Origin of the sequence: Bradyrhizobium sp. CIAT3101, assembly GCF_029714945.1 — a bacterium.
Lineage (GTDB): Bacteria > Pseudomonadota > Alphaproteobacteria > Rhizobiales > Xanthobacteraceae > Bradyrhizobium.
The window spans coordinates 6,571,606-6,594,038 of record NZ_CP121634.1 but is presented as its reverse complement, the minus strand read 5'-3'; the positions used below and the strand labels follow the sequence as shown (position 1 = coordinate 6,594,038).

Below are 22,433 nucleotides of genomic sequence, written 5' to 3'. Positions count from 1 at the left end.
AACGGCTCCAACAAGCATGGGAGGAGCCGGATGCGCGCTGCGATCTTCAGGAACGGTGAGATTGTCGTCGACCGGATAGCCGAGCCGAAGCCCGGCCCGGGCCAGGTGCTGGTCAAGACACTCGCCTGCGGCATCTGCGGCTCCGACCTGCATGCCCGCCAGCACGCGCCGCGGATGGTGGAGATGGCGAAGAAGACCGGACGACCGCCGATGGATCTGTCGCGCGACGTCGTCTTCGGCCACGAGTTCTGCTGCGAGATCCTGGACTACGGCCCCGGCACCGCGCGAAAACTCAAGCCGGGCACGCATGTGTGCTCGCTGCCCGCATTGCTGACGCCGGAGGGCATCAAGGGCATCGGCTATTCCAACGACTTTGTCGGCGGCTATGCGGAGCAGATGCTGCTCAGCGAGCCGCTGCTGCTGGAGGTGCCGAACGGCCTTGCGCCCGAACATGCCGCGCTGACCGAGCCGCTCGCGGTCGGCGTTCACGCGGTCGAAAAGGCCAACATCCGCGGCGGCGAGGTGCCGCTCGTCATCGGCTGCGGCCCGGTCGGGCTCGCCGTGATCGCCGCGCTGAGGATCAAGGGCCTGCATCCGATCGTGGCTGCCGACTATTCGCCGGCGCGGCGCGCGCTCGCCGCAAAACTCGGCGCCGATATCGTCGTCGATCCCAAGGTGTCGCAGCCCTATGCGACCTGGGCCGAGCACGCGCAGATGTCGGAGGCGGAGAAGGCGGCGCGGCCGCCGCTCCAGGCCATGCTGCCGGCGCTGAAGCCTGCGGTGATCTTCGAATGCGTGGGCGTGCCCGGCGTGCTGCAGCAGGTGTTCGAAGGCGCGCCGCGCGATGCCAAGATCGTCGTCGTCGGTGTCTGCATGGAGAGCGACAAGAGCGAGCCCATGCTCGGCATCATGAAGGAGCTCAACGTCCAGTACGTGCTGGGCTACACGCCGGATGAGTTTTCGGCATCGCTGCGCCTGATCGCGGAAGGGCAGGTGGACGCGGCTGCCATGGTGACGGCGGAGGTCGGCATCGATGGCGTTGCAAAGGCGTTCGCCGATCTCGCCAATCCGGAGGCGCACACCAAGATCATCGTGCAGCCGTGGAAATAGGGAAGGGCTGAAGCACGGCGCCGTCGGATTTTTGCGCGGCGTCGGCATAGCCGATCTGGGCGATCACGGCCCGGCGGTCGACGATCGCCTGATGGAATTGCGCCAGCACGAGGCCGAAGGCGGCGAGATCGCCGTCTTCGATGGCGCCGTCTTCGTGACAGACCAGCGTTTCGCGCAGGATGTCGTCGGCGGCGCTCTGCATGGCGGCGAGATCGTCGAGCGAGGTCGCCTCGCGCACGCTGGAGATCGCGGTGAGCAGGCGATCGCGGTGCAGCGCGTTCTCGCTGCGCTCCTCGCGCCGCAGATAATGCCGCAGCCAAGCGGCGACCGAGCCAAGGCCGGAGAGCAGCAGCACCACGCCCCAGATATAGTCGCTGTACTTGTCCATGAAGCTGCGCTCGTTGCCGTCGATATAGGCGGCGGCTCCCGCATGCGCAGGCAGCGCGGCGTCCTTGTCGGTGTCGGGCTTCTGGATGTGGCTCGCGCCGGGGAGCTCCTTGACCAGCGACGGCTTGACCGCGAACAGGTCGCGGGTAAAGGCGCCGACCGTGTCGTCGGACAGCGTGCTCGGCGCCACGATCAGATGGTTGACGGCAATGGTCTCGATCTTGTCGTCGGGCCGCTGCGGTGAGGCGGCGAATGCGCCCGCCGGGATCTCCTCGGACTCGTAGAGCGGATGCCGCTCGGCGATGGCCTCGGAGACATCGACGGACAGGAATTTCGGCTCGCCGCGCAGGCGCGTGGTGGCGGCAATCGTCTCGGCGATGACCTTGTCGTCGAGCGCGCCGACCATCATGAAGGCGTCGAGCGCGGTGTCCTGGGTCATCTCGGAGATGCGGTCGGTGCCGAACTGGGCGATCGTCACCTTTTGCGGGTTGACGCCGGATTCGCCGAGGATGACGCGCAGCAGATTGGGATTGGCATCACCGAGGCCGACGATGCCGATGCGGCGACCGCTGAGCGAGGCAATATCCGTGACCTTCGACCTGGGCACGCCCTTGCGTCCCGTCGGCGCCCACATCACCACAAAGTTCCGGCGCAGGATCGCGACCGAATTGGCATCGGGCGGCATGGTGAGATCGCCGCGTGCGACGGCGAGGTCGGCCTTGCCGGAGCCGAGCAGATTGAGGCTTTGCAGCGTGCCGTCGGTTTCGATCGGCGTCAGCCGCACCGCGCTACTCTTTGCCTCGATCGCCTTGGCGATGGCCAGCACAAGCGTCTGGTCATCGCTCCCGGCCGGGCCGACCGCGATGCGCAGCGTCGCCGGCTGCCAGAGCCAATAGGCAAGTGCGAGCGCGACCGTCAGAAGCGACAGCAGGCTCGCCACCGCGAGCCACGGGCCGAGGCGATTGCGGCGGCGGGAGGGAACGCCCCTCGTTACGCTCAGATCGCTCGGCACGGGCATCTCGCTTTCCTCGTCCGGAAGCTCGCCCGCCAACGCGGCGGGTGCCGTCAGTATTTCGAAGGAACGTACATCTCCGACGGGATCGGGCCGCGGTGATAGTCGGGATTGCGGACGCGCGCCGGCAGCACCACGGGAACGTGCGCCACATCCTGGTACGGAATCTGGCTCAGGAGATGCGAGATGCAATTGAGGCGGGCGCGCTTCTTGTCCACGGCATCGACGATCCACCATGGCGAATCCGGCAGATGCGTGTGCTCCAGCATCGTCTCCTTTGCCTTGGTGTAGGCTTCCCAGCGGCTGCGGGCTTCGACATCCATCGGACTCAGCTTCCACTGCTTGAGCGGATCCTTGATACGCATGGTGAAGCGGAACTGCTGCTCGTCGTCGGTGATGGAGAACCAGTATTTGACGAGGATGATGCCGGAGCGGATCAGCATCCGCTCGAACTCGGGAACTGTCTTGAAGAACTCCTGATACTGCTCGTCGGTGCAGAAGCCCATCACGCGCTCGACGCCGGCGCGATTGTACCAACTGCGGTCGAACAGCACCATCTCGCCGCCTGCGGGCAGGTGCGAGACATAGCGCTGGAAATACCATTGCGTGCGCTCGCGCTCGCTCGGCGCCGGCAGCGCCGCGACGCGGCAGATGCGGGGATTGAGGCGCTGGGTGATGCGCTTGATGACGCCGCCCTTGCCGGCGGAGTCGCGCCCCTCGAACAGAACCACGACCTTCTTCTTCTCGCTCTGCACCCAATCCTGGAGCTTGACCAACTCGCCCTGGAGGCGGAGCAGCTCCCGGAAATAGAGCCGGCGATCGACTGTCGGACCGACGGCGTCGGTCTCGTCCAGGAGCTCGTCGAGACGGGCGTCATCCAGCTCCATCTCCAGCTCCTCGTCGAGATCGTCGGTCATTTCCCGGATGATGCGCTCGCGTTTGGCCATCTCAGGGGTGCGGTCGGATGCAGTCATGGGTCTCTCTCTCGGGCCGGAATGCCTGTCACCCGGGACCATCGACGGGGTTTATTGCGTCCATGTGACACCGGCGGCCGGCCGGGCCGACCGGCCCGAAAATCGCCCGGCGCGGGTCCGTCAGACCGGCAGCGCGATCGAATATTTGACCTGGCTGAGCGCAAAGCTCGACTCGATCGAGGCAATGCCGTCGAGCCGGGTCAGCTTGGTCTTGAGGAACGTCTCGTAGGAGGCGAGGTCGGCCGCGACCACGCGCAGCAGATAGTCGCGGTTGCCGGTCATCAGATAGCACTCCAGCACCTCGTCCCATTTCGAGATGGCGCGGGCGAAACGGTTCAGATCCTCCTCCTTCTGCCGCGCCAGCTTGATCGAGATGAACACGCTGACATGCAGCCCCAGCGCCTTCTGGTCCACCGTTGCGATGTAGCGCGAGATGACGCCGCGCTCCTCCAGCAGCTTGACCCGGCGATGGCAGGGGGAGACCGACAGTCCGACCTTGTCGGCGAGCTGCTGCATGGTCAGCCGGCTGTCGGTCTGCAGCAAGGCGAGGATCTTGCGGTCGATGGCGTCGAGCTCAGGCATTGGGATGAAACCTCTATTTCAGGGCCAGTCATTGGTACGGTATCCCAATATTGGCGGGTATGGCGCGAAAGATTGAGAAATCTGGCGCCGCCCGCAGGCGTATGATCCGCCTTATTTCCCGGAGCATCGCCATGCCCGCTGATTCCGCGCGTCTCGATACCCTGACTGCACTGGCCGGCAAGGCGTTGTGGCTGTCGTCATGGACCATCCACCACGCCAACCACGTCCGATCGAACACGGATGGATTGAAGGTCGGCGGTCACCAGGCCTCGTCGGCCTCGCTCGCCACCATCATGTCGGCGCTTTATTTCCATGTGCTGCGCCCCGAGGATCGCGTCGCAGTGAAGCCGCATGCGAGCCCGGTGTTCCACGCCATCCAGTATCTGTTCGGCCGGCAGACCCGCGAGAAGCTGGAGAATTTCCGCGGCTTCAAGGGCGCCCAGTCCTATCCGTCGCGTACCAAGGACGTCGACGACGTCGATTTCTCGACCGGCTCGGTCGGTCTCGGCGTCGCGCAGACGCTGTTCGCCTCGCTGGTGCAGGATTACGTCAAGGCGCATGGCTGGATGAAGGATCGCCGCGAGGGGCGGATGATCGCGCTGGTCGGCGATGCCGAGATGGACGAGGGCAACATCTTCGAAGCCCTGGCCGAAGGCTGGAAGCACGGCCTGCGCAACACCTGGTGGGTGGTCGACTACAACCGCCAGTCGCTCGACGCCGTCGTGCGCGAAGGTCTCTGGGAAAAGTTCGAGACCATGTTCCGCAATTTCGGCTGGGACGTGGTCATCGTGAAATACGGCCGCCTGATGCGCGAGGCCTTCGCCGAGCCCGGCGGCGAAGCGCTGAAGAGCTGGATCGACAATTGTCCGAACGCGCTTTACGCGGCACTCTGCTTCCAGGGCGGCGCGGCGTTCCGCAAGCATTTGCACGACGAGATCGGCGACCAGGGGCCGATCACGAAGCTGATCGACAAGCGCAGCGACGAGGAGTTGCTGGCGCTGATGTCGAATCTCGGCGGCCACGACATGGCGAGCATGGTCGAGGCGTTCGAATCGATCGACCACGACCGCCCGGTCTGCTTCATCGCCTACACCATCAAGGGTGTCGGCCTGCCGTTCCAGGGCCACAAGGACAACCATGCCGGCCTGATGACGGTCGCGCAGATGGAGAAATACCGCGAGAGCCAGAACATCCGTCCCGGCCACGAATGGGACAAGTACGAAGGCCTGACGCAGGACGCAGCCGAGCTCGACGCGTTCCTCGCGCGCGTGCCGTTCAACAAGGATGGCCGCCGGCTGACCGCGCCGGTCGTCGAGGTGCCGCAGCAGCTCGCCTTCAAGCCGTCGCCGCAGATGTCGACGCAACAGGGCTTTGGCCTCGTGCTGAACGAGATCGCGCGCGGCGACAGCGAGCTGGCGCGACGCATCGTCACGACCTCGCCCGACGTCACGGTCTCGACCAATCTCGGCCCGTGGGTGAACCGGCGCGGCCTGTTCGCGCGCGGCGAGAAGGCGGATTTATTCCGCAGCGAGAAAATTCCATCCACCTTCAACTGGGACTTCTCGCCCAAGGGCCAGCATCTCGAGCTCGGCATTGCCGAGATGAACCTGTTCATCATGCTCTCGGCGCTCGGCCTGTCGCACCAGATCAACGGCGCGCGGCTGCTCCCGGTCGGCACGCTCTACGATCCCTTCATCGAGCGCGGCCTCGATGCGCTCAACTACGCCTGCTACCAGGATGCGCGCTTCATGGTGGCGGCGACGCCATCAGGTATCACGCTCGCCCCGGAGGGCGGCGCCCACCAGTCGATCGCGACACCGCTGATCGGCATGGCGCAGGACGGGCTCGCCTCGTTCGAGCCGGCCTTCGTCGACGAGCTCGCCGTGATCATGGGCTGGGGCTTTGAGCACATGCAGGGCGATCCGGGCGAGGGCGGCTCGGTCTATCTCCGCCTCTCGACGCGCAGCATCGAGCAGGCGCAGCGCATCATGACGCCCGAACTGCAGCAGGGCATCACCGACGGCGCCTATTGGCTGCGCAAGCCGGGCCCGAATGCCGAACTCGTGATCGCCTATACCGGCGCAGTCGCACCGGAGGCGATCGAGGCGACCGGGTTCATCGGCGAAAGTCGGCGCGACATCGGCCTGCTTGCAATCACCTCGGCCGATCGCCTCCACACGGGCTGGACCGCCGCGCGAAAATTGCGGCGTGACCGGCGCGGCGTGCAGCATCTCAGCCACATCGAGAAACTGCTGGCGCCGCTGCCGCGCGACTGCGGCATCGTGACCGTGATCGACGGCCATCCGTCCGCGCTCGGCTGGCTCGGCAGTGTCCGCGGCCATCGCGTCGAGGCGCTGGGTGTCGAGCAGTTCGGCCAGACCGGCACCATTGCGGACCTCTATCGGCACTATGGCATCGACGCGAATGCGATCATCGATGCGGCGGAAAGCCTCACCACCGGCGCGCCGATCGTCCATCGCAAGATGGCGGTTTAATCGGGGTAACCAGGCCGTGATTCCGGAGCGATAATGCGCGCCCCGGAATGCGGCCGTGCCACCTTGCCACGTTCCCGCCATCGGCTCATATAACCTCCGTCCGCCGCAACGCTGGCCCCGCATATGGCGGGTTCAATTGCCGGCGCTTTCGTGCAAGGATGCCTGCCGAAACGCCCCCCAAGCCCCCAAGAAGAGGTTAACGATGGTCAATCGCATGCAATTCTACATCGACGGCGCCTGGGTCGATCCCGCCGTCAAGAAGTCCACCCCGGTCGTCAATCCGGCGACGGAAGAGGCGATGTACGAGATTGCGCTCGGCTCCAAGGCTGACGTGGACAAGGCGGTTGCCGCCGCCAAGCGCGCTTTTGCGACTTTCTCCCAGACCAGCCGTGAAGAGCGCGTCGCGCTGCTCACCAAAGTCATCGAGGTCTACAAGGGCCGTCTCAAGGAGATCGGCGCTTCCGTCTCCGACGAAATGGGCGCACCGCTGCCGATGGCCGAAAAGCTCCAGGCCGGCGCCGGCCTCGGCCATCTCATGACCACGCTCGACGTGCTCAAGAACTATCATTTCGAGGAGCCGATCGGCACCGCCATGGTGCTGCGCGAGCCCGTTGGCGTGGTCGGCATGATCACCCCCTGGAACTGGCCGCTCAACCAGATCGCCTGCAAGGTCGCGCCCGCGCTTGCCGCCGGCTGCACCATGATCCTGAAGCCGTCGGAATTCACGCCGACCTCGGCTTTGATCTTTGCAGAAATCCTCCATGAAGCCGGCGTGCCGAAGGGCGTCTTCAACCTCGTCAACGGCCTCGGCCCCGAGGTCGGTGCCGCCATGAGCGAGCACCCCGACATCGACATGATCTCCTTCACCGGCTCGACCCGCGCCGGCATCGACGTTGCGAAGCGCGCGGCGCCGACCGTGAAGCGCGTCAGCCAGGAGCTCGGCGGCAAGTCGCCGAACGTCATCCTCGAAGGCGCCGACCTCACGAAGGCGGTGACCGGCGGCGTGATGCACATGTTCAACAACTCCGGCCAGTCCTGCAATGCGCCCTCGCGCATGATCGTGCCGTTGTCGAAGATGAAGGAAGTCGCCGCGATCGCGAAGGCCGTCGCCGACAAGACCAAGGCGGGCGATCCGCGCGCCGAAGGCACCACCATCGGCCCGGTCGTCAACCGCGGCCAGTGGGACAAGATCCAGGCGCTGATCAAGAAGGGTATCGACGAGGGTGCAACGCTCGTCGCCGGTGGCCCGGGCCTGCCCGAAGGCGTCAACAAAGGCTTCTATGTCCGTCCGACCATCTTCGCCGACGTCACCCCCGAGATGACGATTGCGCGCGAAGAAATCTTCGGACCGGTGCTGACCATCCTCGGCGCCAAGGACGAAGCCGAAGCCGTGCACATCGCCAACGACACGCCGTACGGTCTCGCTGGTTACGTCTCCGGCGCTTCGGTCGACGACGCCAAGCGTGTCGGCCGTCAGATCCGCGCCGGCAACGTCAACCTGCAGGGCGTGCCCAACGATCGCACCGCGCCGTTCGGCGGCTACAAGCAGTCGGGCAACGGCCGCGAGTGGGGCAAGTACGGCCTCGAGGACTTCCTCGAAGTGAAGGCGGTTGCGGGCTTCAACGCCGCGTAAGCGTCAGCGATTGAACAGAATGACGCCGGAGCGGGAAACCGCTCCGGCGTTTTTGTTTTTGCTCAGGTGTGTCGACAACGCGAGGTGCCGTAGGGTGGGCAAAGGAGCGAAGCGACGTGCCCACGATCTCGCGCGACGAACAGGCAGTGGTGGGCACGCTTCGCTTTGCCCACCCTACGAGACCGTCATCGCGGCGAGACTATCCCCCCATCGCGCCCTGCGTATTCACATACAGCGCGTAGATCGACTGGCTCGCCGCCATGAACAGGCGGTTGCGCTTGACGCCGCCGAAGCAGAGATTGGCGCAACGCTCGGGCAGCGCGATGCGGCCGATCATGATGCCGTCGGGTGCGAACGCCACGACGCCGTCGAGCTCGGGATCGCCCATGCCCCAGCCGCACCAGAGATTGCCGTCGATGTCGCAGCGCATGCCGTCCGGCGTGCCGGGACCTGCATCGATGTGGACGCGTTTGTTGGAGATCGTGGTGCCATCCGCCGAGACGTCATAGGCGAGGATCTTGCGGTTCGGCACACCGCGCGATTCCACCACGTAGAGAATCTTCTCGTCCGGCGAGAAGCACAGCCCGTTCGGACCCAACACGCCCTCGGCGACGACGCTCGCCTTGCGGGTCACGGGATCGAGCCGGTAGACGTTCGGTTCGATCTCGGGCTCCGCCTTGTAGCCCTCGTAATTGCCGAGCAGGCCGAAGGTCGGATCGGTGAACCAGATCGAGCCGTCCGATTTGACGACGACATCGTTCGGCGAGTTCAACCGCTTGCCGTTGAATTGATCCATCAGCACCGTGATCTCGCCGTCATATTCGGTACGGGTCACGCGGCGCCCGCCGTGCTCGCAGGTGACGAGCCGGCCCTGCCGGTCGCGCGTGTTGCCGTTGGCGAAATTGGAGGGTTTTCGGAAAACCGAAACAGCGCCGGTCTCTTCTTCCCATTTGATGATGCGCTGGTTCGGAATATCGCTACAGAGCAGATAGCGCCCGTCGCCGAACCAGACCGGCCCTTCCGCCCAGCGCAGGCCGGTCGCCAGTCGCTCCACGGCCGAGAGTTTCAACCAGTATTTTTCGAAACGGGGGTCGAGGACGTGAATGGCCGGATCGGGGTAATAGGTCGCCGGTCGCCAGCCTGGCCGTTCCTGGGTGTGGGACGATGCCTCATTCATGTCGGTTCTCTCGTTTCGTTCCCTCTGGACATTCCTGCTATCATTAGAGACACGTGACCGCAAATTGGTTGCCAAAGACGAGGAAAGACATGCCGCGCATCTTGATGACGGGAGCTTCGGGCGGAATCGGAACGCGCCTGCGAAAACTGTTGCCGCCGATCTATCCGGACCTCCTGCTCAGCGACATCAAGCCGCCTGCCGATCTCGCGCCGAACGAGCAGTTCAAGGCGGCCGACCTGTCCGACCTTGCCCAGTGCGAGGCGATCTGCGAGGGCGTCGACGGCATCCTGCATTTCGGCGGCTATTCGGTCGAAGGCCCCTGGAACGACATCCTGCAGGCCAACATCATCGGCGGCTACAATCTGTTCGAGGCGGCGTATCGCAAGGGCGTCAAGCGCGTGGTGTTCGCGTCCTCGAACCATGCCGTCGGCTTCTATCCGCGCCACCACAAGATCGGCACCGACGTCACCCCGCGCCCGGACGGCCGCTACGGCGTCAGCAAAGTATTCGGCGAAGCGCTCGGCGCGCTCTATGCCGACAAGCACGGCCTGAAGGTGACGTGCCTGCGCATCGGCAATTTCGGTGATGTGCCGCTGGACCTTCGCCGGATCTCGATCTGGCTGAAGCCGGAAGATCTTGTGCAGCTCTGCCAGATCGGGCTCGAGCATCCCGGCATCCATTTCGAGGTGTTTTATGGCGCCTCGCTCAACGAGCGCGCCTGGTGGGACAACCACCGCGCCTACGAATTCGGCTATCGCCCCACCGGCCGCTCCGAGGATCACGTGGCGCACGCGATGGCCGAGCAGGCCAAGCTGAAGCCCGATCCGGTCGGCGACCACTACCAGGGCGGCGCGTTCTGCAGCAACGAGTTCGACGGCGACGAGAGCCGGATCATCGACTGGAACAAGCGGTAGGACACAATGTTCTCTCTCGTCCCGTTTTCGGGGCGAGAGAGCCCTTGGCAGCAAGCGCCTGCCGCCTAGTCCATTCCCTCATCGGGAATGTTCAAAATGGTCCCGCAGGCCTTGCAATGCACTGCGTCCACGTCGTGGCGCTGCAGGCCGCAGACCGGGCAGGGGAAGCGCACCTTCGAGGGCGCGAGCAGCGCCTTGGCAAGATTCAGGAACAGGGTCACGCCGAAGATCATGATGACGACGGTGATCAGGCGTCCGACGGTGCCGGGCAGGGTGATGTCGCCGAAGCCGGTCGTGGTCAGTGCGGTGACCGTGAAGTAGAGCGCGTCGGCATAATTGCCGATCTGCGGGTTGTGCGACTTCTGGGTCTCGTAGACCACGCCCGTCATGATGAAGACGAACACGCCGAGATTGGCGACGGCAAAGATGACCTCTTCGTTGCGTCGGAAGAAGGCGCTGTCGATCCGCAGGCGCGCCACCATCTGGTTGTCGCCCAGAAGCCGCAATGTTCGAAATGCGCGCAGGAAGCCGCCGGCCTCGCCCGCGAGCGGTGCAAGGAACGAGATGATGACCACGACGTCGGTCCAGGTCGATAGCCGCGCGAGGTCGTGCAGCGGGTGGCGACTGATGATCATCCGTGCGGAGAAGTCCGCCAGGATCAGGACACCGAACACGACATCGAGGGACTCGACGATCCCGCCGCGCGGCAGGAACGACGTCGCGATGATGAACAAGACCGTGACGATGTCGAGCACGAGCAGCGCGTAGCGGAATCGGATGCAGCCGAAGGTGTCGCCTTCGTAAAGCTGCCGAAGCCTGCCCTTCAGGATCTCGAACGGGACGCTGGTGGCGTCGAGCGGCCCATGTCCCTTGGTGCTGTCGTGATCAAGTGCCATGGCCAGCGATCGGCGCGCGGATATTCCGGCGGCCTATCCCTCCGAAGGATCGAGCATTTCGCCGATCTTGTGAACGGCAACATTGATCGACATGCCCAAATAGTCGCCGGCATCGCCGAACCACGAGCCGGCCAGCGGCACGGCCTGGCCCGGGTGCCGCGCGATGGCGACCGGGATGAGATCAAAGCCCGCGTTCAGGCTGTTGGTCGGATCGTAATCGAGCCAGCCTGCACCGGGCAGGAACACCTGCACCCATGCGTGGGTGGCGCCAGAGCCGGTCATGCCGACAGCGCCGCCGTCGAGTGCCGCATCGTAGAGATAGCCACTGACGAAGCGGGAGGCGAAGCCGAGCCGCCGGAGCGTTTCGACCATCAGCCAGGCGAAGTCCCGGCAGGTGCCTGATTTCATACGCAGCGTGTCGCCCGGAGACTGGGTGCCCTCGGCGTCTCTGCCGTGATATTTGAACTCGCTGCGAAAGATGCCCAGCATGCGGCGCAGCACATCCGCGGTCCGGTCCTGATCGCCGGCGACGAAGCTCTTGGTCCACGCCGCGTGGCTGCCATCCGGATCGTCGGCATGCGGACGCAGATAACCGGCAAGGTCGGTCCATTCGTCCGGCGTATATTGCACGGGCACTTCCTCGGCCCGGGCTTCCAGCGGAAATGCCTCCAAGCCCTTGATGCCGAAATAGACGCCGCGGACCTTGAAGGTGAACGTCAGTTCGCTGGCAGGTTCGCTGAAATCCATCACCGTGACGGCGTTGGAGCGGGAGTCGCTGATCCACAGCACCTTCGACGGCACGCTGGTGTGGGCGGACCAGCGCAGCAGGCGGGTCGAAGCGCCGCGCCGCGGCAGGAACATGGCGCGATGCGTGCCGAACGTCACCGGCTTTGCATAGCGGTAGGTCGTGGTGTGCGTGATCTCGCCGATGATCGCCATGTATCGATCCGCTATGCGCTTGCGGACGGGTCGAGCGCCGGTCCGCACGGGAGGGGCGGCCGCCAGCTTTCGGTCTGGCCACATCCGCCCGTTGATCTAGATCAACATTGCCCCCGGCATCGTCTGGCTCTTCAGGCGATCATGCATTCCTTCAGACGTTGATGCGCGAATTGGCCGAATGGAGCGGTGGACATGGGTATCCTTTGGACGATCATCATCGGATTCATCGTTGGACTGGTGGCGAAATTCATCATGCCTGGCGGCAACGAGCCCAAGGGGTTCATCTTGACGACGGTCCTGGGAGTTGTCGGCGCGTTCGTTGCGACCTGGCTCGGTCAGGCCGTGGGATGGTATAAATTCGGCGAGGGCGCGGGCTTCATCGGAAGCGTGGTCGGCGCCATCATCCTTCTCTTCCTGTACGGGCTTGTGTTGGGTCGTCAGGGGCGCGCTTGAAGATCGCGCTGCTCGTCATTGCGACGATCGTGTCGGGACCGGCGCGGGCCGCCACGCTCAGCGATGCCGAGGCGACGTTCCTCGATCAGCTCGTGACCGCATCCGCCGTGCTCGAACAGCGATGCGATGGTTACGAGGCCGATGGCGCCGGTGGCGTTCAGCTCGGCGCGCGGCTGCTCGGCAGCCCCAACGCGGCGATGGCGATGATCGACGCCTTCTCCGCGGCGATCAAGGCCCATGACGGCGAGAGCTACGATCCCGGCAAGTTTCGCCCCGAGGTGTTCGAAGCGGCCAGCAAGACGATCAAGCGCGTCCTGGCGGATCTGGTGAGGGATCCGACAAACGCCTGCGTCAGCTATGGCGATGCCAGCGTGGATAGCGGCCTGCTGCGGCGTTACTGAGCGGGCCCCCGAAAATCCCGCAGCGATGAGCTCCGACTGGTTCTAGCCTCCACTCGCAAATCCTACGAAAGTCGTCGCTTCATCGACTGACTTGCGCTCGGAGATGACGGCATTGGCGGGAAAGCTGTGATCAGGCCAGCCCAACGCGATGCTTTTCATGATCACCTGGTCATCCGCGATCCCGGCATGTTCGCGCACAACAGGGGATTGCATGATGCCCTGGCTGTTGATCACGGCGCCAAGCCCCCGCGACCAGGCCGCGTTGACGAGCGCGGTCGCCACGGCGCCACAGTCGAAGGCCGTGTCGTCGCTGGAGGCCAACTGGCGATCGTATGTGATGATCACGCATACAGGCGCGTCGAACTGACGAAAGCCCCGCAGGACCCAGTCTTGCCGCTGCTGCCTGTCATCTCGCGCAATTCCCATTGCGCTGAACAACTGCTTGGCAACGCCAATCTGGCGTTCGCGATGCACGCCCTCAAATGCTTGGCCGGTTCGAAATTCGCGCGAATGCGGCACGCCCGCCAGATTGCGCTCGGTATTGCCCTGACGGATACGATCCAGCGGCGCTCCGGTGATGACGTAGAAATTCCACGGCTGGGTATTCATTGACGAAGGCGCGCGCATCGCCAGCGCCAGGATTTCCTTGATCAATTCCGGCGGGACAGGGTCGGGCTTGTAACCGCGAATGCTTCGCCGCCCGAGAATGACATCATCAAATTCCATTTTGCGGTTTCCTGAAATTGGCATGATGCTGCGTTCTCGCTCACGGTTCTGATGATGTCCATCGCTTTCCGATAGAGCAACGGGTCCGGCCTTTTCCCCTTTTGTCACCGTCAGGCACGTACCGGATTTGCGAGGACACGTCCTGGCCCAGCGAACTCGATCGCTAGCTCTCCCCCGCAATCCTCGCCAGATAATCTGCCTTGCTGAACTGCATGTGATCCACGCACAGCTGCGCCAGCGCCCAGCCGTCGCGGCCCTTCAACAGCTCGATCATCAGCTCATGCTGGCGGCGTGATAGCGCGAGCCCGTCGCGGTCGGCGAGGTTCTTTGCGCGCATCGGCAGCGTCAGGCTCATGTAGTCCTGGAGCGAACGCACCAGATAGGGATTGCCGCAGGCGGCGAACAGCGCGACGTGGAAGGCGTCGTTGGCTTCGTGAATGCCACGCAGATCGCGGATGTCGGCCTTCGCGCAATAATCGCGCTGCAGGGCGGTCAGCTCGTCGATCAAGGCTTGCGGTGCGGGCAGGGGGATCATCAGCGCGGCCTGCCGCGTCAGCATCTCCCTGACTTCGTAGATCTGCCGAACCTCCTCGGCTGAATAGAACCGTACGGTGGCGCCGACATTCTTCTCACGGCGGACGATGCCGCGGCGCTCGGCATCCACCAGCGCCTGCCGCACGAAGTGCCTTGAGGTGCCGTAGCGCGACATCAGCGCGTCCTCGGTGAGGCGCGCGCCCGGTGCGAGACGGCCGAAGATGATGTCTTCCTCCAGCCGCGCGACGACGTCGTCCGGATCGTCGCGCCTGATAGCCATGGCATCTGCGGTGCGAATGTCGGACATGCCCTCAAGCCTCCGGCGCCTCGCCGGTCCGCCTTGTGGAGCAGGGCAGGCTCCGATTGTCAATAATTTGTGTCCGCGGGCGGTGCCCGGAGCAGAAAGAACGGCGATCCGGCCCTATCTTATTGACAATCAGGGGGCAGGCTGTAGCACAATGGCAAGCGAGAAGGAGTGGTCTGATGACGAGTGGTTTGCGCAAGGGTCTGACGAGCTATGGCGATGCCGGCTTCTCGCTGTTCCTGCGCAAGGCGTTCATCAAGGCCATGGGCTATTCCGACGACGCGCTGGAGCGCCCGATCGTCGGCATCACCAACACCTACAGCGACTACAATCCCTGCCACGGCAACGTTCCGCAGATCATCGAGGCCGCCAAGCGCGGCGTGATGCTGTCGGGCGCGATGCCGTTCGTGTTCCCGACCATCTCGATCGCCGAGAGCTTTGCGCATCCGACCTCGATGTATCTGCGCAATCTGATGGCGATGGACACCGAGGAGATGATCCGGGCACAGCCGATGGATTCGGTCATCGTGATCGGCGGCTGCGACAAGACGCTGCCGGCGCAGGTGATGGCGGCGATCAGCGCCGATCTGCCGACCGTCGTCATTCCGGTCGGCCCCATGGTGGTCGGCCATCACAAGGGCGAAGTGCTCGGCGCCTGCACCGATTGCCGCCGCCTCTGGGGCAAGTATCGCGCCGGCGAGATCGACGATGCCGAGATCGAGGCCGTCAACGGTCGACTCGCGCCGTCCGTCGGCACCTGTATGGTGATGGGTACAGCGTCCACCATGGCCTGCATGATCGAAGCCATGGGCCTGTCGCTGCCGATGAGCGCGACGATCCCGGCGCCGCATGCCGAGCGCTTTCGTCTCGCCGAGGCCAGCGGGCGGGTTGCCGCCGAGATGGCCAAGACCAAGGGGCCGAAGCCGAGCGAATTCCTGACGCCGGCCTCTTTCAAGAATGCGCAGGTCGTGCTGCAGGCGATCGGCGGCTCGACCAACGGCCTGATCCATCTGACTGCGATGGCGCATCGCTCGCCGCACCGGCTCGATCTCTCCGTGTTCGACCAGATCGGCCGCGAGGTGCCGGTGCTGGTCGATCTCAAGCCGTCCGGCGAGCACTACATGGAGCATTTCCATCACGCCGGCGGCGTGCCGAAACTGCTGGCGCAGCTCGGTGATCTCGTCGATCTCGATGCAAAGACGATCTCGGGCCAGACGCTGCGCGATGTCGTCGCGAACGCAGAGGACGTGCCCGGCCAGGACGCGATCCGGTCGCGCGACAATCCGATCAAGAAGGAAGGCGGTCTCGCCGTCCTGCACGGCAATCTCGCGCCGCGCGGCGCCGTCATCAAGCAATCGGCCGCGAGCCCGAAACTGTTGCAGCACACCGGGCGCGCGGTGGTGTTCGAATCCGTCGAGGACATGACCTTGCGGGTCGACGATCCCGATCTCGACGTCACCGCTGACGACGTGCTGGTGCTGCGCAATGCCGGCCCCAAGGGCGCGCCGGGCATGCCCGAGGCGGGCTACCTGCCGATCCCGAAGAAGCTCGCGCGCAATGGCACCAAGGACATGGTGCGCATTTCGGATGCGCGCATGAGCGGCACCGCGTTCGGCACCATCGTTCTGCACATCACGCCCGAGTCCGCCGTTGGCGGGCCGCTGGCGTTGGTGAAAAACGGCGACAAGATCAGTCTCGATGTGGCCAAGCGCAGCATCGAGCTCTTGGTCGATGCCGCCGAGCTGGAGCGCCGGCGCGCCGCCCTGAAGCCGACTGCTGCGCCCGACGAAGCGCGACGCGGCTATGCCTGGCTGTTCAACGAGACCATCATGCAGGCCGACGAGGGCTGCGACTTCGACTTTATGCAGAGGACTGGGAAGAAGACTGAAAAGGGCTGATCACTAACTAGCGCCTAGACCGCTAAAAGCGGCGGGCGATAAAAACAGGGGGAGACGATGATTGTACGATCCATGCCAGGATTCCTACACGGCCTGGTGGCTGCGGCCGCCGTGCTGTTCGTCACGAGCGCCGGGGCACAGGAGGTGAAGCATTATCGCTTCGCCTATGACCAGCCCCGCAACACCGGCTATTCGATCGCCGGCGACCTCTTTGCCGACAAGCTCAAGGAATTGAGCAAGGGCACCATGATCATCGACCAGTATCCCGGCGCGCAGCTCGGGCAGGAGCCGCAGGTGCTTCAGCTCGTGAAGGCGGGGGACGTCGAATTCTCCATCGTCTCCTCGGCCAACACCGCGACGATCTCGCCGCAAGCCGGCGTGATGTCGCTGCACTATCTGTTCCGCGACGAACAGCATGTGATCAAAGGCCTCGCCGACCCCAAGGTGTTCGAGGCCCTCAAGGCCATGATCGATGAGACCACGCAGGGTCTGCATCTCATCGGCACGGGCTCGCAGGGCGTGCGCCACATGTACTCCAAGAAGGAGATCCACAATGTCGGCGATATCAAGGGCCTGAAGGTCCGCGTGCAGGCGACCGCGACCGAGGACACCATGTTCCCGGCCTATGGCGCCCAGACCGTGCACATGCCATTCGGCAGCGTCTACACGAGCTTGCAGACCGGCGTGGTCGATGTCGCCGAGAACAGCATCAACGTCTACCTCGTCAACAAGCATTACGAGGTCGCGCCGGTGCTGAACATCACCGAGCACGAGGCCAACAACGCGCTGGTGTTCGTGTCCGACAAGCTCTGGCAGAGCCTCTCGGCCGAGCAGAAGGGCTGGGTCCAGGCCGCGGCGAACGAGATCAGCACGAAGGAGCCGGCGAAGGCGTTCGACCTCGAGCGGGCCGCAGCCGAGAAGCTGAAGAAGATGGGCGTCAAGGTCGTCGATAACGTCGACAAGAAGAGCTTTTCGGCGATCGCCGATCCCTATCTCGACAAGCTCGCCAAGGATCTCGGCCCGCATGCCGAGAAGATCAAGGATCTGATCCGGTCGATTAAGTAGCCTCCGTCGCCTCCACGCGTCGTCCCGGCGAAAGCCGGGACCCATAACCACAGGATTGAGTTTGGCGATGACTTGGAGTCGCCAGCTCGCGCAACAACTCCCTTTGGGGATTATGGGTCCCGGCGTTCGCCGGGACGACGGAGAGGTCAATGGCCATCGCCGACAAGCTCGTACTCCAACGCCAGCGCCATCTGAAATGGCGCTGGCTCGACTGGCTCGAGCTCGCGCTCATGATCCTCTGCGGCGTGTTGTGCTTCGGCTTCTCGCTGTCGGTCACCGCCGACATCGTCACCCGCACCATCGGGCATCCCTGGCTGTGGTTGCAGGAAGTCACCTCGACGTTGTTCATCTACGCGATCTTCATCGGGACGGCGGTTGCGACCCGCCGCAACGATCACCTCTACCTCACGGCGATCTCCGAGGCGATGCACGGCACGCCCAGGATCATCGTCGAAATCATCATCCGCCTCGTCGTCCTCGGCGTCGCCTTCTGTCTGATCTGGTACGGCTACCAGAATTATCTGCGCGGCTTCGGCAGCTTCCGGCTGCCGTCGGGCACGCCGATCGCATCGCTTTACGCCATCATCCCGCTGTCCGGTATCCTGGTTGGCCTGTTCACCATCGAGCAGCTCGTCAACGGCCTTCGCAACGGCTTCGACCATCGCGAGCCGCCCGACGAGGAATCGGCGCCTGTCGTGACCGAAGCACAGGTGAGGGCGCAGCCGTGAGCGCACCCATTGTCCTGGCGTTGATGTCGATCTGCTTCCTGTCGTTCGGCTATCTCGGCGTGCCCGTGCCGTTCTCGCTGATGGCCGGAGTGTTCATCGGCGCGATCCTGTCCGACGTCTCGCTCGCCGCAATCATCCAGAAGATCTTTGACGGCGTCGATTCCGAGGCGCTGCTGGCGATCCCGTTCTTCCTGCTGGTCGGCGAGCTGATGAGCTCGGCCAATGTCGTGGTGCGAATAGCCAATCTCTCGGTGTCGCTGGTCGGGCATATCAGGGGTGGGCTGTCGCAGGTCGTCGTCGTCTTCAGCATGTTCTTCTCGGAGATGTCGGGCTCGACCACCGCCGACGTCGCGGTGATGAGCCGCGCGCTCGGCGGTCCGATGAAGCGCGAAGGCTACGAGCCTGCCTTCATCGCCGCGATCATCGCGTCTGCCTCGACCATCGCGGCGCTGGTGCCGCCGAGCATCACGGCGGTGGTCTATGGTGCCGTCGGTAACGTCTCGATCGCGGGCCTGTTCATGGCGGGCGTGGTGCCGGGTCTGATGATCGGCTTCGGGCTGATGATCTATTGCTATTTCTTCGGCCCGTCCGGCTTGCGCAAGCCGCGCGCGCCGCTACGGCAGGTGATGTTCGCGGCCGGCGACGCGGCGTTGCCGCTGATGATCCCGGTCATCCTGCTCGGCGGCATCCTGACCGGCTGGTTCACGCCGACGGAAGCCGGCGTCGTCGCCGTGGCCTGGATCATCCTGGTCGTGATCCCGGCGCTCAACCGCGGCCATTTCAGGAAGATCCCGTACGATTTCTGCCTCGCAGGCCTGATCTTCTCGCTGCCGCTGATCACGATCGGCGCGGCCAACGCCTTCGGCTGGATGCTCGCATACCTGCGCGGCGCCAGCTACATCGCCGACATGATCACCTCGATCGCCGGCAACGATCCGCATCTGATCATGCTGCTGATGGTGCTGCTGTTCACCGTGGTCGGCGATTTCATCGAGCCGGTGCCGACCATCATCATCTTCATGCCGCTGGTCAACACGCTGACGGAAGCGGGCGACATCAACGGCGTGCACATGGGCGTGGTGCTGATCGCGACCCTCGCCTTCGGCCTGATCACGCCGCCTTACGGGCTGGTGCTGCTGATGGCCTCGAAATTCGTCGGCATCAGCTTTGCGAAGGCGTTACGCGCGGCGCTGCCGATCTATGTCGTGTTCTTCGCCACGATCGCATTCGCGATCTATTTCCCGAGCGTGGTGCTCTGGCTGCCGCAGCACGTGCTGCCGGAATCGGTCGGCTGCTTCAAATCGCCGGCTGGGACAGGCTACATCTGTCCCAAGTGATCTCTTCAAGTGATCTCTTCAAGTGATCTCGTCACGTGACGATCTGCTCAATGCGCCAGCCGGCTCCGTCGCGGGCATAGCGAAACGGCGTGCCGTGGCTGTTCTTGAAGTAGCTGCCGGAGAGCGCCTTGGCCATGCCCTGCATCACCGCGTCATGGCAGACGAACAGCAGATGGTCGCCGGGATAACGGTCGAGCGACGCGGAAACGCAAGCCAGCGCGCGCTCGGTCATGGCGTCCCAGTTCTCGCCATCGGCGGGCAGGATCGACACGAGGCCGGTTGCCGAGTTGACGCCATGCTTGATCATGAGATCGCGGACGGGCAGGCCCTCGAAACTGCCGAAATCGAACTCGATGATGCCGGTGTCGATCGTGAGCGGCACCGCGATCGCGTCCGCGATGATCTCGGCCGTTCGGGCCGCACGCACCAGCGGGCTTGCGACGATGCGGCTGATGCCGGCACTGCGCAACAGGTCTGCGGCCTCATGCGCCTGGCGCAGGCCGTCCTCGTTCAGCGGGTTGTCGGTCCGGCCCTGGAACAGTCCCTGCCGGTTCCAGTCGGTCGCGCCGTGGCGCAGGCCGCAGAACGAACGCGATGGCGTCGTCGCGCTCACTTGCTCTTGCTCGTGAACTTCTTCACGGCCACACGAAACTCCTCCGTGTTCATCGCCATGATGATCTTGTGTTCCTCGGCATCGAGCTGCTGCTTCACCGGCGTGGTGGCGGCCGCATAGACCAGCGACTTGGTGCCGGCGATGGCCGCGGGCGGGTTCTGCGCCAGCCGCTCGGCGAGTTTTCGCGTAGCTGCCTTCAGCTCGGCCGCAGGAACGGTCTTGGCGACGAGGCCCCATTCGTAAGCCTGCTGCGCCGTAAAATTGTCCTCGGCGAGGAAGATCTGCAGCGCGCGGCGCGAGCCGACCGTGCCGACGATCCCGACCGTCGAGCCGCCATCGGGCGACACGCCGATCTTGGCGTAAGCGGGTGTGAACTTCGCATCATCGGCGGCGATGCAGAGGTCGGTGACGAAGGCGAGTCCCATGCCGGCGCCGGCCGCGGAGCCGTGCACACTCGACAGCGAGATCTTCGGCATGCGTCGGATGATCTCGATGAAGGAATGATAGTGCTTCAACAGCTCGCCGACGACCGGCGTCACCGTGTTGGCTTCGGCCGCAGCCCCAATCGTCTGCAGATCGCCGCCGGCGGAGAAGGCCCGGCCTTCGCCCTCCAGCACGACGACGCGGATGGCATCGTCGCCTTCGATATGGGCCGCGAGCTGTTCGAGCTTCTGCGCGATCGCAAGGTTGATCGAGTTGAAGCCGGCGGGGCGGTTGAGCGTGATGGTCGCGATTGAGCCGTCGATCCGCAGCAGCGCGGGATCGTCGGGTTGGGAGACGGGAGCTGGCATTTTGAAATCCCCGGCATGAGGTTCGTTGCTGCAACTAAATCGCAGAAGGCGAGGGGTGACAATCCCCGGTCGCCAGTGCCCCGCGGACGGGCCTTGCGTCGCGCGGAATGTTCGGCTCAAATGGGTCCGCCTTCGTTTAGGGACGGACACGAGCGCCGGCTCCTCCTAGGCTAGCCAAGCCAGATTTAGCGAGAGGAGACGACATGGGTGACGCTCGTGTCTTGCGGAAATGGGCTGTCCAATGACGGATGGACCCGTGATCATTGTCGGTGCCGGCCATGGTGGCTACCAGGTCGCAGCATCCCTGCGCCAGGCGGGCTTTTCGGACCGGATCTGCCTGATCAATGACGAAGCGCATCTGCCCTATCAACGGCCGCCGCTGTCCAAGGCCTACATCAAGGGCTCGGCCGGGCCGGAAAGCCTGATGTTCCGGCCGCAGAAATTTTATCACGACCAGGCCATCGAGCTGATCGCCGGCCGCGCCCTATCGATCGACCGCGCGGGGCGCAAGGTGCTGCTCGCGTCCGGCGAGATGCTGCCTTACGGCCATCTCGTGCTGGCGACGGGCGCGCGCAACCGGCTGCTCGATCTGCCCAATGCCAATCTGCCCGACGTGAAATATCTGCGCATCCTCGACGAAAGCGAGGCGCTGCGGACCATCATCCCGTCGAAGACGCGGGTCGTGGTGATCGGCGCCGGTTTCATCGGCCTGGAATTCGCGGCCACCGCGCGAATCAAGGGCCTCGAGGTCGACGTGCTCGAGCTCGCACCCCGCGTGATGGCGCGCGCGGTGACGGCCGAGGTCTCGGAGTATTTCCAGGCGCGGCACCGCGAGGCCGGTATCCGCATTCACCTCGGCGTGCAGGCGACCTCCATCGAGGCCGAGAACGGCAAGGTCACCGGCGTCTCCCTGAGCGACGGCCGGCATCTGCCCGCCGACCTCGTCGTGGTCGGCGTCGGCGTGCTGCCGAACATCGAGCTTGCGGCCGAGGCCGGGCTGCCGGTCGCGGCCGGCATCATCGTCGACGAATATCTCGCGACGGCTGATCCGAACATCTCCGCGATCGGGGATTGCGCGCTGTTTGCCAGCCCGCGCTTCGGCGGATCGCTGCGGCTGGAATCGGTCCAGAACGCCACCGATCACGCCCGCTGCCTGGCGGCACGGCTGACCGGCGACAAGAAGGTCTATGACGGCCATCCCTGGTTCTGGAGCGACCAGGGCGACGACAAGCTCCAGATCGCGGGCCTCACCACCGGCTACGACCGCGTCGTGCTGCGCGGCGATCCCGTTAGGAAAGCGTTCTCGGTGTTCTGCTATCACGGCGACAAGCTGCTTGGCATCGAGTCGATCAACCGCGCCGGCGATCACATGTTTGGTCGTCGCTTGCAGGCCATGGACCGCTCCATCACGCCGGAGCAGGCCGCGGACGAGAGCTTCGACCTGAAGAGCGCGCTGGCCTGAGG

The 22,433-nt window shown here is 64.5% G+C and carries 21 protein-coding genes; 11 read left to right on the top strand and 10 right to left on the bottom strand.

Features of this window, described 5'->3' with window-relative positions; genetic code table 11:
• The first annotated feature begins 30 nt into the window (after positions 1–30).
• Entirely contained in the window at positions 31–1,110 is a 1,080-nt protein-coding gene (locus tag QA645_RS31025; protein WP_283045110.1) for a zinc-binding dehydrogenase, read from the top strand.
• On the opposite strand, the gene QA645_RS31020 is transcribed toward QA645_RS31025, so the two are convergent.
• The 3 genes from QA645_RS31020 to QA645_RS31010 all read right to left on the bottom strand — a co-directional run bounded on the left by QA645_RS31020 (position 1,088) and on the right by QA645_RS31010 (position 4,065).
• On the bottom strand, positions 1,088–2,515 hold the full coding sequence (locus QA645_RS31020) for a TAXI family TRAP transporter solute-binding subunit (protein WP_283045109.1): 1,428 nt from the start codon (positions 2,513–2,515) through the stop codon (positions 1,088–1,090). The two genes, QA645_RS31025 and QA645_RS31020, sit on opposite strands and share 23 nt — an antisense overlap.
• Before the next feature lie 47 nt (positions 2,516–2,562).
• On the bottom strand, positions 2,563–3,483 hold the full coding sequence (ppk2, locus tag QA645_RS31015) for a polyphosphate kinase 2 (protein ID WP_254129918.1): 921 nt from the start codon (positions 3,481–3,483) through the stop codon (positions 2,563–2,565).
• A 120-nt stretch (positions 3,484–3,603) separates the two neighbouring features.
• Complete coding sequence (locus QA645_RS31010) at positions 3,604–4,065, bottom strand: Lrp/AsnC family transcriptional regulator (protein WP_254129919.1); 462 nt, start codon at positions 4,063–4,065, stop codon at positions 3,604–3,606.
• Positions 4,066–4,196: 131 nt separating this feature from the next.
• Here QA645_RS31010 and QA645_RS31005 point away from each other — a divergent pair, with 131 nt between their 5' ends.
• The gene (locus tag QA645_RS31005; RefSeq protein WP_283045108.1) at positions 4,197–6,560 is read left to right on the top strand and encodes a transketolase; all 2,364 of its coding nucleotides are present in this window, start codon (positions 4,197–4,199) and stop codon (positions 6,558–6,560) included.
• Between the two features lie 202 nt (positions 6,561–6,762).
• On the top strand, positions 6,763–8,193 hold the full coding sequence (locus QA645_RS31000) for an aldehyde dehydrogenase family protein (protein WP_283045107.1): 1,431 nt from the start codon (positions 6,763–6,765) through the stop codon (positions 8,191–8,193).
• 199 nt (positions 8,194–8,392) lie between these two features.
• Here QA645_RS31000 and QA645_RS30995 read toward each other — a convergent pair whose 3' ends face one another.
• Entirely contained in the window at positions 8,393–9,370 is a 978-nt protein-coding gene (locus tag QA645_RS30995) for an SMP-30/gluconolactonase/LRE family protein (RefSeq protein ID WP_283045106.1), read from the bottom strand.
• 89 nt (positions 9,371–9,459) lie between these two features.
• Between QA645_RS30995 and QA645_RS30990 the strand changes: the two genes are divergently transcribed.
• Positions 9,460–10,284 carry an NAD(P)-dependent oxidoreductase gene (locus tag QA645_RS30990; RefSeq protein ID WP_254129923.1) on the top strand — a complete coding sequence of 275 codons (825 nt, stop codon included), beginning with the start codon at positions 9,460–9,462 and terminating at the stop codon, positions 10,282–10,284.
• Between the two features lie 65 nt (positions 10,285–10,349).
• Here QA645_RS30990 and QA645_RS30985 read toward each other — a convergent pair whose 3' ends face one another.
• Together QA645_RS30985 and QA645_RS30980 are read right to left on the bottom strand one after the other, a co-directional pair.
• Positions 10,350–11,180, bottom strand: coding sequence for a potassium channel family protein (locus QA645_RS30985; protein ID WP_283045105.1), 831 nt, complete (start codon positions 11,178–11,180; stop codon positions 10,350–10,352).
• A gap of 33 nt (positions 11,181–11,213) precedes the next feature.
• Positions 11,214–12,119 carry a transglutaminase family protein gene (locus QA645_RS30980; RefSeq protein ID WP_283045104.1) on the bottom strand — a complete coding sequence of 302 codons (906 nt, stop codon included), beginning with the start codon at positions 12,117–12,119 and terminating at the stop codon, positions 11,214–11,216.
• A gap of 192 nt (positions 12,120–12,311) precedes the next feature.
• Here QA645_RS30980 and QA645_RS30975 point away from each other — a divergent pair, with 192 nt between their 5' ends.
• On the top strand, positions 12,312–12,572 hold the full coding sequence (locus QA645_RS30975; protein ID WP_283045103.1) for a GlsB/YeaQ/YmgE family stress response membrane protein: 261 nt from the start codon (positions 12,312–12,314) through the stop codon (positions 12,570–12,572).
• On the top strand, positions 12,569–12,973 hold the full coding sequence (locus tag QA645_RS30970) for a hypothetical protein (RefSeq protein ID WP_283045102.1): 405 nt from the start codon (positions 12,569–12,571) through the stop codon (positions 12,971–12,973). Before QA645_RS30975 ends, QA645_RS30970 begins: the two co-directional genes overlap by 4 nt.
• A 42-nt stretch (positions 12,974–13,015) precedes the next feature.
• On the opposite strand, the gene QA645_RS30965 is transcribed toward QA645_RS30970, so the two are convergent.
• Positions 13,016–13,699 carry a nitroreductase gene (locus QA645_RS30965; protein ID WP_283045101.1) on the bottom strand — a complete coding sequence of 228 codons (684 nt, stop codon included), beginning with the start codon at positions 13,697–13,699 and terminating at the stop codon, positions 13,016–13,018.
• A 163-nt stretch (positions 13,700–13,862) separates the two neighbouring features.
• Positions 13,863–14,540 (bottom strand): GntR family transcriptional regulator, encoded by a 678-nt coding sequence (locus QA645_RS30960; protein WP_283045100.1) that lies wholly within the window; start codon positions 14,538–14,540, stop codon positions 13,863–13,865.
• Positions 14,541–14,716: 176 nt separating this feature from the next.
• Here QA645_RS30960 and QA645_RS30955 point away from each other — a divergent pair, with 176 nt between their 5' ends.
• The 4 genes from QA645_RS30955 (at position 14,717) to QA645_RS30940 (ending at position 19,565) form a co-directional block, all read left to right on the top strand.
• Positions 14,717–16,435 carry an IlvD/Edd family dehydratase gene (locus QA645_RS30955; RefSeq protein WP_283045099.1) on the top strand — a complete coding sequence of 573 codons (1,719 nt, stop codon included), beginning with the start codon at positions 14,717–14,719 and terminating at the stop codon, positions 16,433–16,435.
• A gap of 57 nt (positions 16,436–16,492) precedes the next feature.
• A complete protein-coding gene (locus QA645_RS30950) occupies positions 16,493–17,500 on the top strand; it encodes a TRAP transporter substrate-binding protein (RefSeq protein ID WP_254129930.1) in 1,008 nt (335 codons plus the stop codon).
• 149 nt (positions 17,501–17,649) lie between these two features.
• Complete coding sequence (locus tag QA645_RS30945; protein WP_254129931.1) at positions 17,650–18,228, top strand: TRAP transporter small permease; 579 nt, start codon at positions 17,650–17,652, stop codon at positions 18,226–18,228.
• Entirely contained in the window at positions 18,225–19,565 is a 1,341-nt protein-coding gene (locus QA645_RS30940; RefSeq protein ID WP_283045098.1) for a TRAP transporter large permease, read from the top strand. Before QA645_RS30945 ends, QA645_RS30940 begins: the two co-directional genes overlap by 4 nt.
• Positions 19,566–19,596: 31 nt before the next feature.
• Here the strand turns inward: QA645_RS30940 and QA645_RS30935 are convergent, their stop codons facing one another.
• Positions 19,597–20,178 carry a histidine phosphatase family protein gene (locus QA645_RS30935; RefSeq protein WP_283045097.1) on the bottom strand — a complete coding sequence of 194 codons (582 nt, stop codon included), beginning with the start codon at positions 20,176–20,178 and terminating at the stop codon, positions 19,597–19,599.
• The gene (locus tag QA645_RS30930) at positions 20,175–20,969 is read right to left on the bottom strand and encodes an enoyl-CoA hydratase-related protein (protein WP_283045096.1); all 795 of its coding nucleotides are present in this window, start codon (positions 20,967–20,969) and stop codon (positions 20,175–20,177) included. Before QA645_RS30930 ends, QA645_RS30935 begins: the two co-directional genes overlap by 4 nt.
• A gap of 241 nt (positions 20,970–21,210) precedes the next feature.
• On the opposite strand from QA645_RS30930, the gene QA645_RS30925 reads away from it, so the two are divergent.
• Complete coding sequence (locus QA645_RS30925; protein ID WP_283045095.1) at positions 21,211–22,431, top strand: FAD-dependent oxidoreductase; 1,221 nt, start codon at positions 21,211–21,213, stop codon at positions 22,429–22,431.
• The last annotated feature ends 2 nt before the right edge of the window (positions 22,432–22,433 follow it).